12 protein-coding genes are annotated in these 14676 nt (G+C 74.1%); 4 read left to right on the top strand and 8 right to left on the bottom strand.

From position 1 onward, the window contains the following. Nucleotides 1–328 precede the first annotated feature (328 nt). Nucleotides 329–1069, top strand: coding sequence for a cellulose binding domain-containing protein (locus ACQPZK_RS12500; RefSeq protein ID WP_433538446.1), 741 nt, complete (start codon nt 329–331; stop codon nt 1067–1069). A gap of 31 nt (nt 1070–1100) precedes the next feature. On the opposite strand, the gene ACQPZK_RS12505 is transcribed toward ACQPZK_RS12500, so the two are convergent. The 8 genes from ACQPZK_RS12505 to ACQPZK_RS12540 form a co-directional block, all read right to left on the bottom strand. Continuing rightward, the gene (locus tag ACQPZK_RS12505; RefSeq protein WP_433538447.1) at nt 1101–1898 is read right to left on the bottom strand and encodes an SAM-dependent methyltransferase; all 798 of its coding nucleotides are present in this window, start codon (nt 1896–1898) and stop codon (nt 1101–1103) included. Nucleotides 1899–2005: 107 nt separating this feature from the next. Next, a complete protein-coding gene (locus ACQPZK_RS12510; protein WP_433538448.1) occupies nt 2006–2386 on the bottom strand; it encodes a YccF domain-containing protein in 381 nt (126 codons plus the stop codon). A 51-nt stretch (nt 2387–2437) separates the two neighbouring features. Beyond that, on the bottom strand, nt 2438–3139 hold the full coding sequence (locus tag ACQPZK_RS12515) for a cellulose binding domain-containing protein (protein WP_433538449.1): 702 nt from the start codon (nt 3137–3139) through the stop codon (nt 2438–2440). Between the two features lie 104 nt (nt 3140–3243). Next, nucleotides 3244–3627, bottom strand: a complete 384-nt coding sequence (locus ACQPZK_RS12520; RefSeq protein ID WP_433121615.1) for a DUF742 domain-containing protein — start codon at nt 3625–3627, stop codon at nt 3244–3246. Beyond that, complete coding sequence (locus tag ACQPZK_RS12525) at nt 3602–4051, bottom strand: roadblock/LC7 domain-containing protein (protein WP_433538450.1); 450 nt, start codon at nt 4049–4051, stop codon at nt 3602–3604. Before ACQPZK_RS12525 ends, ACQPZK_RS12520 begins: the two co-directional genes overlap by 26 nt. Next, nucleotides 4048–6024, bottom strand: coding sequence for a nitrate- and nitrite sensing domain-containing protein (locus ACQPZK_RS12530; protein ID WP_433538451.1), 1977 nt, complete (start codon nt 6022–6024; stop codon nt 4048–4050). Before ACQPZK_RS12530 ends, ACQPZK_RS12525 begins: the two co-directional genes overlap by 4 nt. Nucleotides 6025–6049: 25 nt before the next feature. Then, nucleotides 6050–8614 (bottom strand): LuxR C-terminal-related transcriptional regulator, encoded by a 2565-nt coding sequence (locus ACQPZK_RS12535; protein ID WP_433538452.1) that lies wholly within the window; start codon nt 8612–8614, stop codon nt 6050–6052. Between the two features lie 5 nt (nt 8615–8619). Continuing rightward, nucleotides 8620–9891 (bottom strand): Hsp70 family protein, encoded by a 1272-nt coding sequence (locus ACQPZK_RS12540; RefSeq protein WP_433538453.1) that lies wholly within the window; start codon nt 9889–9891, stop codon nt 8620–8622. Between the two features lie 297 nt (nt 9892–10188). Between ACQPZK_RS12540 and ACQPZK_RS12545 the strand changes: the two genes are divergently transcribed. The 3 genes from ACQPZK_RS12545 to ACQPZK_RS12555 all read left to right on the top strand — a co-directional run bounded on the left by ACQPZK_RS12545 (nt 10189) and on the right by ACQPZK_RS12555 (nt 14505). Further along, nucleotides 10189–11076, top strand: coding sequence for an IniB N-terminal domain-containing protein (locus ACQPZK_RS12545; protein ID WP_433538454.1), 888 nt, complete (start codon nt 10189–10191; stop codon nt 11074–11076). 115 nt (nt 11077–11191) lie between these two features. Further along, nucleotides 11192–13048: a dynamin family protein gene (locus tag ACQPZK_RS12550; protein WP_433539190.1), complete on the top strand. Its 1857-nt coding sequence runs from the start codon at nt 11192–11194 to the stop codon at nt 13046–13048. After that, nucleotides 13045–14505: a hypothetical protein gene (locus tag ACQPZK_RS12555; RefSeq protein ID WP_433538455.1), complete on the top strand. Its 1461-nt coding sequence runs from the start codon at nt 13045–13047 to the stop codon at nt 14503–14505. The genes ACQPZK_RS12550 and ACQPZK_RS12555 overlap by 4 nt, the downstream gene beginning before the upstream one ends. Nucleotides 14506–14676: the final 171 nt, after the last annotated feature.

Genomic DNA, 14676 nt, shown 5'->3' on the forward strand with positions numbered 1-14676 from the left:
AGACCGCTATGGATGATCGTCGATTCCGGGGCCCGGCGCGTGTCCGCGCGGCGACGGATGGGCGGCGGGCGTCCGACGGGCTCGCGACACGCGCTTGTATCGACATTCGTCGAATGCGATGCTGTGGTTCGGCCGCGCTCGGGAGCCGGCGTGGTCGACCCCTGCTCCGGAGTCGGGGACGCGCGAGGTGGCCCCACCACCCGCGCCCGGGCAGTCCCCGTCAGCGGCCGCATGCCGATCGCCGTCGGGCGGCCGCCACGCACGTCCGGATCCGTACGGCCGGCCGCCCACCCGTGGCCGCGACGGCGACGGTTTCTCGGAGGTACGGATGCGCCGCATCTTCCTGGCTCTCACGACCATCGCCATCACCGCCTGGGCCGCGTCGACAGGCGTCGCCCAGGCGGCGTCGACGCCCACCGCGTCGGTCACGGCAGCGCCGACACCCACGCCCACGCCGGCCTGCCCACCAGCCGCCCCGATCGCCGGCCGGGTGTTCGCGGCCACCACCACCAGCCTGACCATCGCCTACTCGATCGTGCTCGCCCCACCGTGCGGCTACCGGCCGCCGATCACCGTCGGTCTCTTCGCGAGCCGCGACGACGCCCTCGGCTGGCGGAACCCGGCCGCGGAGGCGGTCTCCGGCCCCGAGCGCGACGGCCGCGTCACCTTCGACCGACTGACGCCCGACACCGAGTACTGGTTCGGGTTCCGCGACTCCGACGGCCGGTGGGAGCCGTACTTCGGTGGATCCGGCCGGACCGCCCCGCTGACGTCCTGCCGGGCGACCGCCACCATCGACTCCCGCTGGGGCACCGGATTCGTCGCCACGGTGACGGTCCGCAACGTCGGCACGGAGCCCCTGGACCAGTGGCGCGTGTCGTGGCGCTGGACCGGCGACGAGCGGATCCAGGCGGTGTGGGGCGGTGTCGTCGACCCGGCCGGCGCCGACGTGGTGGTGCGCAACGCACCGTACAACGGGACGCTGGCGCCGGACGGGGTGACGACGTTCGGGCTGCTCGCGACGGCCAGCGCGCCGCCGGCCGGGCTGACGCTGACCTGCGCGCGCTGATCCGGGCGATGTACCCGGGGGTCGGCGTCGGTCAGGGCTTGCGGGCCACCGCGCCGTAGGCGTCGATACCCCGGGCGTCGGCCTCGTCCGGCCGCCACAGCGGGATCGGCACGAGACCGGGCTCCACCATCGTCAGCCCGGAGAAGCAGCCGGCGAGGTCCTCCGGGCTGCGCAGGATGTACGGGACACCGCCGTTCTCGGCCAGCCGCTGCGCGCCGGAGACCACCTCCGGGCTGGTGTTCGTGCCGTCCCAGAGCACCAGGTGGCTGCCGGACGCGGTCGCGCCCATCGTGCGCCCGACGATCGAGCGCACCACCTCCAGGTCCGGCTCGTACCCCAGCACGCCCATGAACATGACGGCGATCGGCTGGTCGAAGTCGAGGGTCCGCGCCGCCTCGGCGAGGATGGTCTCCGGGTCGTGGTAGTCGGCCGGCACGTACGTCGTGACGCCCTGGACGGTCGTGCTGGCCAGCAGAGCGCGGGCGTGCACGAGGACCATCGGGTCGTTGTCGACGTAGACGATCCGCGCGTCCGGCGTGATGCCCTGGGCGACCGCGTGGGTGTTCTGCATGGTCGGCAGGCCGGTGCCGATGTCCAGGAACTGCCGGATGCCGGCCTCGGCGGCCAGGTACCGGACCGCCCGCACCAGGAAGCGGCGGGACTGCTGCGCCATCACGACGATCTCCGGGTAGACCTCGGCGACCGCGTCACCGGCCGCCCGGTCGGACTGGAAGTTGTCCTTGCCGCCCATCCAGTAGTTCCAGATCCGCGCCGCGTGCGGCACGTCGGGCTGAAGCGTCGCGGTGAGTTCGGCGTCCGGGCCGGCCATGCCAGGCTCCAATCGAGGGGTCCGTCGGGATGAAACGGATTGTCCACTATCGACGCCGGCCGCCCCGACCGGGTCGCCCGCCGCGCGAGCGGGCGACCCGGCGACGGTCACGGCGCTTCGACGACCTCCCGGCCCAGCGGCCAGAAGGCGGCCGGGACCAGCTTGAAGTTGGCGATGCCGAAGGGGATCCCGATGATCGTCACGCAGAGCGCGATGCCGGCGAGGATGTGGGACAGGGCGAGCCACCAACCGGCCAGCAGCACCCAGAGCACGTTCGCCAGCCCGGAGCCGACGCCCGCGCCGGGCTTCGGCACCAGCGTGCGACCGAAGGGCCACAGCGAGTAGACGGCGAGGCGCAGCGCGGCGACGCCGAACGGGATGGTGACCACCAGCAGGAAGCAGATCAGCGCGGCGAAGCCGTAGCCGATCGCCAGCACGAGGCCACCACCGAAGATGAGCCACAGGACGTTCAGGACGAAGCGAATCACCCCTTCAGCATGAGCGATGCTCGCCACCGGGTCCGCGCCGCCTGCGGGGGCTCAGTTCGACAGGCCGCCGCAGGCGATCCCGTCGATCGTGCACGCCGTCGGCGTCGCGCCGACCGCCGCGCCGTTCACCCGGAAGGTCACCCGCGTCGAGGCGCTGCCCGGCACCTGCCCCACGCTGCCGTCCGGCACGAACGTCCACACCGCGCCCTCCTGGGTGGCCCGCGCGCCCTCCACCGCGCTGACCCGCAGCGACTCCCGCGGCAGGGTGATGGCCAGCGTCCAGCGCGTCGCCGGCACCGGACCCGGATTGCTGATCGTCACGGTCGCGCCGTAGCTGAGCAGCGCCTTGTCCTCGATGGCGAAGTCGGCGGCGAGGGCGGCCGGGGTCGGCGAGGCCGACGAGGGGGTCGCGGTCGGCGCGCTCGTCGACGGCTCGACGGGTGGCGGCGCGGCGCTCGCCGAGGGCGACCCGGCAGTGGTCGGGCTGGTGGCGGCCGGACGTGCCTGCCCTCGGGGCGTACCGGGGCCGGGCGTGCCCAACTGGTCCACCGACGGCGGCGCGTCGAGGGTCACCGGCGCGAGCTGCTCCGGAGTACGCACCACGCTGACGATCGAGACCACCGTCGCCACCACCACCCCGAGCGCCGCGAGTACGGCGACCCAGGTGGCCCGCGACACGTCGGCCTGGCCGGTGACCACCCGCCGTACGGCTGCGGCGGCGGCCACGATCCGGTCCAGCAGAATGATCGCCACAGTACGCCGTGGCTGCGGCGGTGTTGCCGGCACTGCCTGTCTCCCCTTCACTTCGTCACCGGACGCCCGCCCGCGACCGCTGGGTCGCGGTGGCACCCGAACGGTCACAGGGCGCGCAGCCCGACGAGTATCGACTCGAGCAGCTCCTGCGACGGCAGCTCCGACAGCGACGGCGGTTCGTGCGTCTCGACCAACCCCGCCCCCAGCAGGTCACCGAGGAGGACCCGGACTGTCCCCAGGGGCAGATCCAGCTCGGCGCTGACCTCAGCCACCGACACTGGATGGTGACACAGCTCGACGATCCGCGCCTGTTCGGGGAAGAGCGACGTGGGCGATGTCGCCGACCGCCGGGCGACGACCAGCGAGATGAGGTCGAACCGGCCGCGCTCGGGCGTCGTACGCCCACCGGTCATCGTGTACGGACGGGCGACCGGGCCGGCGTCGTCGTCGTACCACGCCTCGTCAGCGGAGCCGGCGCTGGGCACCAGAGTCTCCGCTCCTCGCCGCGGAGGCGGTCTCGAGGCGGATCGGCAGGTGTCGTTCGGCCTGCCCGACGAAGAGCGCGACCTCGTACGCCATGTCGCCCACCTCGACCTCGTCGCCGGAGATCCGCACGGTCAGGATGGTCCCGTTCGAGATGGTGGCGACGAACAGGAACGCCCGCGACATCTGCACCACGATCTGGCGCAGCCCGCCCGCGTCGCACGTCCGGGTGGCGGCCAGTCCCAGCGCCAACAGGCCGGCCACGATCCCGGAGATCTGTTCGGCCAGCTTCGCCTCCACCTGCCGGGAACCGCCGAGCGGGAGCCCGTCCGGGGAGAGCACCACGGCGAACTCCGCACCGCGTACCCGGTCGACCAGGCGGTCCAGCGCGCCGGTCAGGCTGTCCTCGGTGACCACTGCGTGCGTCATCGATGTCTCCTCGTTGTTCTCGTGATCGGCAGCTCGACGGTCTCGGGGCCGGCGTTGCCGGGGCCGGGCACGGTCGGCCCGGTTTGGCGGATCCGCATCGGCAGCCCGTCGGCGCTGCCCGTCGGCCCCGCGCCGGGCGCCTCGACCGCCCCGGGGATCGGCCGGTACGCGGGCCCCGGGGCCGTCGCGGCCGGGCCGCCGGTCACAGTGACCAGTTCCGCCGGCAGGTGCACGATCGCCGCCGTCCCGCCGCGCCGGCTCGGCCGCAGGATGACCCGGGCACCGGACCGGGCGGCCAGCAGGGCGACCGCGTACAGCCCTCCGGCGTCGCTGGGCGGGTCGCTCGGCGGGCTGGCGAGCAGGCGATTCGCCTCGTCGAGCGCGGTGGCGTCGAAGCCGGGGCCGTCGTCGACCACCACGACCGCGCAGCCGTGCGGCCGGTGCTCGCCGGTGACCCGGACCGTGGTGTCCGTGTTCGAGAAGGACAGGGCGTTCTCGATCAGCTCGGCCAGCAGGTGTACGACGTCCGTGACGGCCGGACCGGCGAGCGACCACGGCCAGTGTGGCGCCACCAGCACCCGGTGATATTCCGGCACCTCGGCGACCGCGCCGCGCGTCACGTCGAGCAGGGGGACCGGGCGTCGCCAACGGCGCGCGGGCCGCGCCCCGGCGAGGGTGATCACCTTCTCCACGTTGCGGCGGATGCGGGTGGTGAGGTGGTCGAGCTGGAACAGCTCGTCGGCCTCCGAGGCGTCGTGTTCCCGCCGCTGCATCGCGTCGAGCAGGTCGAGCTGATCGCGGAGCAGGACCTGGTTGCGCCGGGTGATCCCCAGGAACAGCTCGATGGCGCCACGTTCCCGCGTCGGCCCGGCGCCCTGCTGACCGCCGCCGTCCTCGGCGACGGGCGGCGCGGGGTCGACGGGTACGGCCGGCGGTTCGTGCCGGCGCTGGTCGGCGCCCGGCGGGGCTTCGTGCCCGGGTTCGCGCCGGACGGCCCTGGCCCAGCCCAGCAGCACCGCCAGGACGGCGATCAGCCCGAGACCGACCACCACCCCGGTCCGCCCCACGATCACCGCGGCTCCGGGGGTGGCCCGTTCGACGCTCGCGCGGGCGGTGGTCGTCACCAGCTCGTGCAGCGCGCCGAGGGCGGTGTCCGCCGCCGTGCGCCACTGCTTGGCGCTGATCCCGCGCAGCGCGTCGGCCCGGTCGGTGCGCAGCAGCGTGTCCTCCACGGCGAGCAGGCCCGCGAACTCGGGACCCGCCACGAGCCGCTGCTGTTCGCCCTGGCCGCCGGCGGGCAGGCCGGCCGTGGCCTCGGCCCGCGCGTACCGCTGGACGGTGACCAACTCGACCAGCCGGCGGTGCTCCTCGGTGCTCAGCCGACCACTCACGACGGCTGCCGTGACCAGGGTGTCCTCCCGGGCCAGCAGCTCACGGGCGCGGGCCAGGGCGATCACCGCGCGGGTGTCGACCGCCAGCCTGCTCTCGTACGCGCCCCACTCCGGTCCGTACACGTCGAAGGCGGCGTCGACCAGTTGGTCGTACCCGTCGACCGCTGCGGCCTGGTCGAGTTGCCCGTCGTCCACCCGGGACCGGATCGCCCCGAGCCCGTTCAGCCTCCGGATCAGGGTGTCGGCCCGGTCGCGGACCGCGTCCGCGCTGAGCAGGCGCAGGTCATGTCCGTCCGGGAATGCCCGGACCTGCGCGGCCGCCACGTCGGTCGCCGCCCGCGCCCCGGCCAGCGTGGCCCGCGCGGGCGCGGCGCCGGCCAACGTCTCGGCGGTCGCCCGGCGCTCGGTCTGCAGGCTCAGCACCAGCCGGTCGATGGGCTGGCCCAGGGTGTCGGCCAGGGCACGCACCCGCAGCAGGTCCACGGCGTCCTGGGCGGTCAGATAGGCCGCGTACGACCACAGCGTGAGCAGCACCGCCGCGGCCGCGACGAGCCGGACCCCTGGGCGTCGTACGCGCGTCACGTGGCGCTCCGTCCGATGTGCCGGCTCATCGGGCCGACCGCTGCGGCCACGGCTGTCCGGCGGCGTCGCTGGCCCGGTCGGCGACCATGGTCCGCAGCAACGCCAGCAGCTCCGCCCGGTTGGCGCAGTGCAGCCGGTTGCGCATGCGCGCCACGTGGTGCTCCACGGTCTTGGCCGAGATGAAGAGCCGGTCACCGATCTCCCGGTAGGTCAGCCCGGCCAGCACCAGCTCGGCCACCTCGTACTCGCGGTCGCTCAGCCCCTGCTGGGTGGGGCCGGCGGCGGCCGGCGTGGCGGTCGCGCCGTCGCTCGGCCGCTGCCCACCGGTCGGGGCGGCCGGCCGACCCTGGAGGACCCGGGCGCATTCGAGCAGGGTGGTCATCGCCCGCCGGTCCGAGGTGCGGATCGCGGCCTGCCCGGCGAGGCGGGCGCCGTCCCAGCACAGTCCGGTGTCGTGCAGGCCCCGGGCGGCGGCCTCGACCCGTACCGGGTCGACCACACCCCGCAGTACCTCTACCCAGCTCTCGGCCGCCGCGGCGACCACGCCGGCGTAGCGGCTGTGCTCGGCGGCGGCGAGCAGGGCGGCGACATGGTCGTCGGCGGCCGCCGGCTCGCCGGTCAGGATGGCGGCGTGCAGTCCGCTCCAGCGCAGCGGGACGCTCCACAGGGTCGGTGTGCCGAGTCGGTCGAGCAGCGCATCGCCCTCCCGCAGGTAGGGCGCCAGCCGGGCCACGTCACCGAGCCGCGCGCCCGCGATGGCGAGTTCGCCGAGCGGGAGCAGCGTGAACAGGTCGACCCCGTGGCGGACCACCGCCTCCAGGGCCTGGCCCCACCCCCGCTTGAGCGCGCCGAGGTCGCTGGTGCGCCGGGCGATGCCCATCCGCAGCGCGGCGGCGAAGAGCAGATCGCGGGATTCCAACGGGCGTTCGTCGGCGGTGACCGTGGCGAGGCGTTCGGCGGCCGTGAGCGTCTGACCCCGGACCATGAGGATCCAGGCCTGCAACAGCCGGTGCCGGCGGGCCATCAGCGGGCCGCCGACACCGCCGGCCTGTGCGCGGTGCAGAACCCGCTCGGCGATGTCCAGCTCGCCGCAGTGCACGGCGGTCAACGCGGCGAGCGCCGCCGGGCTGTCCGGCAGGAGGGCCGCCCGACCGTCCGGTTCCAGCAGGGCGGCGGACTGCACGAGCGCCGAGAGCGCCGCGCTCGGCGTCCCGGTGACGCTCTCGCGTACGCCGTCGGCCATCAGCCGGGCGGCGCTGGCGTGCAGGGTGGGCGGCGCGCCGGCGGGCTCGTCCACGGGCGGCGCGGCGGCGGCCAGTTCGCCGATGGCGAGCCCACCCACGGAGGCGAAGGCCACCGACGAGGCGATGCCCGACCACCGGTACAGCTCGACGCTGCGGCCGGCGTGGCCCCGGTGCGCCAGCGCGGTCGCGGCCACTGCGGCCGCCTCGGCGCGGATCGCCGGGTCGGCGGTGGTCAGCAGCCGGTCCGCCAGGCGCAGCGCGTCGTCGAGGTCGCCCGCGAGCGCGGCCGCGAGAGCCTGCCGGGCGCCGGTCGGGTGCCCGGCGGCCGTGGCGGCGGCGAACAGGTCGGCGGCGAAGGCCGGCTCGTCGGCAAGCGCCTCCTGCGCCGCAGCGGCCAGCGTCGGTGCCGGACAGTCGCCGAGGACGCCCACCGCGAGCAGCGAGCGGACCAGCGGCAGCACGGGGCCGCCCCGGGCGAGCTGCAACTCGGTGAGGCGACGCCAGAGGGCGCTGCGCTCGGTGGCCGGGCTGAGCGTGGTGACGGCCCGGCGGACCAGTGGCGTGAGCCGGCCGTCCGCGCCGATCAGGCCGGCCGCCCGGGTCGTGGCGATCAGCTCGTCGACCGCCTCCGGTTCCTGGTCCAGGAGCGGGCCGAGCATGGCCACCGGCAGCGGTACGCCGGCCGCGACCGCGAGCAGCAGCCGTCGTACGGGGGCGGGCTGGATCTCCAGTTCCGGCGCGAATTCGAGGACGACGGACCGGGGCGGTTCGGCCGGGACGGTGGTCAGGCTCGGTGCCGCGCGCAGGCCGCGCGTGAGTCGCTCGACGTCGCGAGGGACGCCCCCGGTCTGCGCGTGCACGAAGTCGACGAGGTCGGCGCGCTGGGTCAACTCGGGGACGGCTGCGACGCAGGCTGCCGTCTGCTCCCGCGTGAACGGCCCGAGCAGCACGGCCTGCCCGTCCCGGCGCAGCGTGTCGACCAGCTCGGTGAGGGCCGCCGACCGGGGCCAGGGGCGGTGGGCGACCACCAGCCGGTGCCGGCGGGTGGCGACCAGGCTCAGCAGCACGGCGATCCGCTCGTCGTCGAGCAGGTGCGCGTCGTCGACCAGGATCAGCTCGTCCGGGTCGACGGGCTCGCCGGGCGCGGGAGCGCCCGTGCGTACGGTGACACCGGCCCGTTGTTGGATGCGCGTCAGCTCGGCGAGCAGGGCGGTCTTGCCGTGCCCGGCGGGACCGGCCAGACCGACGGTGAGGGGCGTGACCGGATCGTCGACGACCCTTTCCAGCAGGGCCCTGGGCGCCCGGCCCAGCACCAGTCGAGTCTCGACGAGGTCTTTCATGATCATTGTGGTCATCCTTCGCGTCCCCGGCTGAGCGTCAGTGCCAGGCGGGACGCCTTCGGCAGGTCGAGGGGCAGGATCCGGACCGGCGGTCGGGGCGGAGGGTCGCCCGGGACGGTGGCGTGGTCCCGCCGTCGCCGCAGGGCCGGGATGCTCGCCCGGCCCCCGTCCGAGACCGGCGCCGGATCGCGGACCGGGGCGGGGGGTCGGGGGCGTGGCCGGGGGGACACCACCTGGCAGGCGGCGCTCGCCGCCCCCGTCGCGGCGGTGAGCTGAGCGTCCGGCTCCACCTCGACCGGCACACCGAGCGCCGCGCTGATCAGCTCGTTGACCAGCGGGATGCGGGTCGAGCCGCCGGCCAACAGGACCCCGTCGAGCTGCGTCGGCGTCAGGCCGGCGCCGTGCACCGTGCGCAGGAGGAGGTCCACGGTGGCCTGCACCGTGGGGCGGATCATCGCCTCGAACTGCGCGCGGGTCACCGGTATGCGCGCCGGACCGGTCGGCAGGCTCAGCACCACGTCGGCGGTCGGCTCGACGGTCAGCGCCCGCTTGACCCGGTCACACTCGGCTGGCAGCCCGCGCAGGGCGGCGTGGTGGTCCCGCCGCCCGATGGCGGCCAGCTCCCGGGACAGCACGGTACGGACGTGGCTGGCCAGCAGCTCGTCGAAGTCGGCGCCGCCGATCGGGTCGAGACCCTGCGGCGTGCCGAAGGTCTCGTAGGTGCCGCGCGGCGTGCGCCGTACCAGGGCCGCCTCGAAGCTGGCGCCGCCCAACGCGTAGACGGCCGCCGTGGTGCCCGCGAAGCCACGCGCGGCGTGACTCTCCGCGACCGTGACCGTGCGGGGGAGCAGCGTCACCGTGCGCAGCCCGAGGTCGACGAGCGCACGGCGCAGCAGCTCCCGTCGGTACGGCCGCCAGCTCGCCGGGTGGCTGAGCACGACCGCCTCGGCCGGGCCGCCTTCCGCGCTGTGCACCTGTTCCACCACCCAGGCTGCCAGCTCCGCCGTGAGGGTCTGCGGCGCGCACGCCTCGCCGCCGAGCAGCAGGGGCACGTCGTCGCCGATGCGACGGACGAAATCCCTGGTGGTACGGCTGCCGTCGTCGGTGGCGGGCCCGCCGATGTGCAGCGCGCCGTCCTCCGCCAGGTGCAGCACCGACGGTACGAGCGGCGAGCCGGCGTTCAGCGGGACAGCCTCCGGACGCGTCCAGGTCCGGCCGTCCCGCCGAGCGACGGCGGCGGCGGTGTTGGTGCTTCCGATGTCTATCCCCAGGACGTACGGCATCCGTCTCTTCTCTTTCCGCGAGTGGCCGGCTGATGGCGATGGCGTCGGCGTTGCCCGGCGACCCACCCCCGGCGAAACCCGCGGGCCCCTACGTTCGTACCAGAGATCACTGCGTGGTCGGCACCCTAATCTGACCGGGACGGTTTCCCCCAGTCCCCCTAACGGCGGAGCCGACCGATGCCCTAACGCGGCGTGATCGATTGCGGGCGCAGCCCCGATGTCCGGGACCGACCCCCCGCCATAGCGTTCCTCTCGACGAACGACGGTCGCCGACGCCAATCCGAGGAGAACCGGCACATGGACTCGCAACAGACCCTCCACGACTTCGTGCTCGACCTGCTGACCAACCCCGACGCGCGGTCGGCGTTCGACCTCGACCCGGAGGGCGCGCTGCACGCCGCGGGTCTCAGCGACATCACCGCCGCCGACGTGCAGGACGTGGTGCCGCTCGTGGTCGACTACGCGCCGGGCGCGGGCCTCGCGCCGCTGGCTCCGGTGGTCGGGCAGCTCGGCTTCGACCCGCTGGTGACCGACGCCACCGACGTGGTCGGCCAGCTGCAGAGCGTGGCGCAGCAGATCAGCGTCACCAGCTCACCCTCCGGTGTGGACGTCAAGGCCGGCGTGCTCGGCGCCATCGCGGTCGACCCGTCGACCGTCGCCGCCGGCGTGAGCGTGCTCCCGGGCATCGGCGTGGGCGTCGGGCCGAGCGGCCTCGACACCGACCTGACCGGTGTGGCCGACGTCGCGCACACGCTCGACGCGGACGTGGTGCAGCCGGTCGACGGCATCGTGGACCCGGTGCTCGGCGGCGCGACCGGGACGGTCGGGGACCCGACCGGCGTGCTCGGCGTCACCGACCCGGTGCTCGGCGGCGATGTCACCGGTGGTGTCCTCTCCGGCGTGCACGGTCAGGTCGACGGCATCGTCGGCTCCCTCGGTGTCCACGACACCCTGGGTGGCCTGGGCCTCGGTGACGGCACCGTCGGCGGCGTGGTGCCGCCGGTGGACGTTCCGTCCGTGGTGGGCGGTGTCACGCACCACGTGGACAGTCTCGTTCCCGGTGTCACCGGCACGGTCGGTGACGTGACCGGCGGGCTCACCGACGGTGTGACCGGCGACTCGCACGACGGGGGGCCCGCCTCGTCGGATCACGGGTTGCTGGGCATCACCGGCGGTCTGCTCTGACGGGAATTTCCGTCGGAAGCGGGGGGCCGGGTCGCGTCGAGCGGCCCGGCCCTTCCCGGTTTCCTCTCCGGCTCCTCTTGCTAATTGAGCCGAAATCCGCACACTTGGTGCGGTGATGGCGGGGATCTGGCTGGACGTACTGGACGAGATCGCCCGGACGTGCACGACACACGGTCGCGGCGATCTGCTCCAGACGGTCCGGCAGAAGCGTGCCCAACTGCTCGACCCGACGTTGCGGGTCCTGGTGGTCGGCGAGCCGAACCAGGGCAAGAGTCAGCTCATCAACGCGATCATCAACGCGCCTGCCTGCCCGGTCGGTGACGGTCGCACCACCCTCCTGCCGACCGTGGTGCAGCACGCCGAGGCCGCCTGCGCCACGATGGTCCAGGCGCCGGCCCCACCGGCCGGACGCCCCGCGGGAGCGCCGGCGGCGACGCTCGCCGAACGGACGCCCCTGGCGCTCGACCAGGTCGCGGCCGGCGTGTCCGGCGCCGTCGGGCGTCGGCCGGGCGGCGGTCCGGCGTACGTCGAGGTCGGCCTGCCCCGTGCGCTGCTCGCCTCCGGACTCGTGCTGGTGGACACTCCGGGCACCGACCAGGTCGCCGCGCTCGGCGCGGCCGCCGAGGTGGCCGCCTCCGCCCGCGCGGACGCCGTGCTGCTGGTCTCCGACTCCACCAGGGAACTCTCGGTGGCCGAGCTGAACATGCTGCTGCACGTCATGCGCTCGCAACCGAACGTGGTCGTGGTGCAGAGCAAGACCGACCTGGTGGCGGACTGGCGGACGGTCGCCGAGCGCAACCGGCAACACCTCGCCGATGCCGGCGTTCCGGTGCCGCTGATCCCGGTGTCGGCGACGCTGCGGCTGCGCGCTGCGGCGGCCGACGACCGTGGTCTCAACGCCGAGTCCGGCTTTTCGGCGCTGATCGCCCGCCTGCAACGGGACCTGACCGGCAAGGCCGACCACCTGGCGCGGGCGTCGGTGCAGGCGGTGGCCCGTACGGTGGTGGAGCAACTGGCCGCGCCGCTGCGCGCCGAGTTGGCGACGCAGGAGGCCGAGGAGCAGTCCGGGCCGATCTCGCGGCTGCACGCCGCCCAGCGCGAGGTCGACGAGCTGCGACGCTGCTCGACCCGCTGGCAGAACACCCTCTCCGACGAGATGGCCGACCTGCTCTCCGACATCGAGTACGACCTGCGGGACCGGACGCGTCAGATCCTGCGCGCGGTGGACGAGGCGTTCGATGAGGCCGACCCGCTGGTCGCCTGGGACACCTTCGAGGAGTGGCTGTCGCGGAGCCTGGTGGAGGCCGCGGAGGCCAACCACGAGTGGCTGGTCCAGCGCTGCGACTGGATCGCCCGCCGGGTGGCCGCCCACTTCAACCGGTACGGCTACGACGTGCTGCCGCCCTGGTCGATGACGATGCCCGAGGATATCGGCGACCGGCTGCCCGACCTGGAACGGCCCAGGATCGACCGGTTCACGACGGGTCAGAAGCTGTTCACCGGCATGAAGGGCTCGTACGGCGGCATGCTGATGTTCGGCCTGGCGACCACCCTGGCCGGGATGCCGATGATCAACCCGGTCTCGGTCGGCATCGGCGCCCTCTTCGGCGGCAAGAGCATTCGCGACGAGAGCAAGCAGATGCTGCGCCGCCGCCAGGCGACCGTGAAGACGGCCATCCAGCGACACGTCGACGAGTTCTTCGTCCGGATGGTCCGGGACTGCCGGGACGCCGCCCGACAGGTACAACGGATGCTGCGCGACCACTTCACGGGTCTCACCGAGGAGTTGCAGGAGGCCATCGTGCAGTCGTTCCGCAGCGCGAAGCAGGAGGCCGACACCGATGTCGTCCTGCGCGAGCAGCGGCAGCGGGAGATCCGGTCGAAGATGACCCGTCTCGCCGCGCTCTACGAGCAGTCCCAGCACCTGACCGCCACCCGGTCGACGCCGGTGCTGTTGGAGCCCGGGGCATGACGGTCGGGGTGCGGTTGGACGAGGCGGCCTGGGGGCTCCTGCACCAGGCGCTGGAGGTCTACCAGCACGACGCGCGGGCCGTCGGGCGGCTGCGGCACCAGATCGCGCGGTTGGAGCAGCCGTTGCGGATCGCGGTCGCCGGGCCGTGGCGTGCGGGCAAGTCGACGGTGCTCAACGCGCTGATGGGGGAGGAGGTCGCGCCGGTCGAGGGCGCCGACGGCGCGTTCACCTGGTACGAGGACGGCGCGTCACCGGGCGCCACCGCCTACCCGGTGGGGCAACCCCCGCAGGAGTTGGCGGTGGTCAAGTCGGCGACCGGCATGCGGGTGGATCTCGGTTGGCGGGCCGGGGAGGTGCGCGACATCGTGGTGCGGTGGCCGACGCGGGCGCTGCGGCAGGTGACGCTGATCGACACCCCGGCGCTCGCCACCGTCGACGAGCAGGGGCATACGCCGGTGCTGGATCGCGTGCTGGCCGACGCGGACGCGGTGTTGTTCCTGACCCGGGACGGCCGCGACAGCGATCTGCGGGTGCTGGAGTCCGGTCGGGACAGTGCCGTCGGGCAGGCCGCTCCGGTCAACGTGATCATGGTGTTGTCCCGGGCGGACGAGGTCGGCGGTGGCCGGATCGACGGGCTGCTCACCGCCCGGCAGTTGGCCCGCCGGCACCACCGCGATCCCCGGGTGGGCGCGTTGGCGGTCAACGTGGTGGCGTGCAGTGGAGCTGTCGGCCTCGCGGGTCGGCTGCTCGGCGAGTCCGACTTCGCCGCGCTGGCGACGCTGGCCGGGGTGCCCCGCGCCGAGTTGGAACCCCACCTGCTCTCCGCCGACCGCTTCGTCCGTGGCGAACTGCCGGTGCGTCTCGACCCCGAGGCGCGCGCGGGCCTGCTGGACCGGTTCGGTCTCTTCGGTATCCGACTGGCCACGACCCTGGTGCGCGGCGGGTTCGACACCCGGGTGGCGATGTCGGCCGAGCTGATCCGACGCAGTGGACTCACCGAGCTGCGCGAGTCGATGACCCGCTGTTTCGTCGATCGGCGCGACGCGCTCAAGGCGCGCTCGGCGCTGGCCGCGGTGGAGTCCCTGGTACGGGCCGAGCCGGTCCGGGGCAGCGACGAGCTGGTCGGCGCGATCGAGCAGATCCTGGCGGGCGCGCACGAGTTCCGTGAATTACGCCTGCTGGTGGCGTTGCGCAACGCCCGTCTCGGTTTCGACGCCGAGTTGGCCGCCGAGGCGCAGCGCCTGGTCGGCGGCGAGGGCGTCTCCCTGGCCGCCCGGCTGGGTGTCGAGCACGAGGCGACCGCCCAACGGCTCTGGGAGACCGCTGCGGACGCCCAGTGGCGGTGGCGGGACCGGGCCGAGGATCCGCTGCTCCCGCTGACCCAGCGGCGCGGTGCGGAGGTGGTCGTGCGGAGCTGCGAGGGGATGCTGGCCGAGCTGGCCGCGGGCGGTCGCTGAGCAGCCGCGAGTCCACCCGGGACGCGACGACCGTGTTTCGCGGCGATCAACCCATTGACAGGGCCGTGGTTGCCCGGAAGCATCTGCCCAACATCCACCGGATCTGCCCTCGCTTGTCAGGCACGCCCGATGACAACGATGTCAGAGTCCGGCCCACCGTCCACTGCCACT

The sequence above is a fragment of the Micromonospora sp. CA-249363 genome, from assembly GCF_050950185.1.
Taxonomy (GTDB): Bacteria; Actinomycetota; Actinomycetes; order Mycobacteriales; family Micromonosporaceae; genus Micromonospora.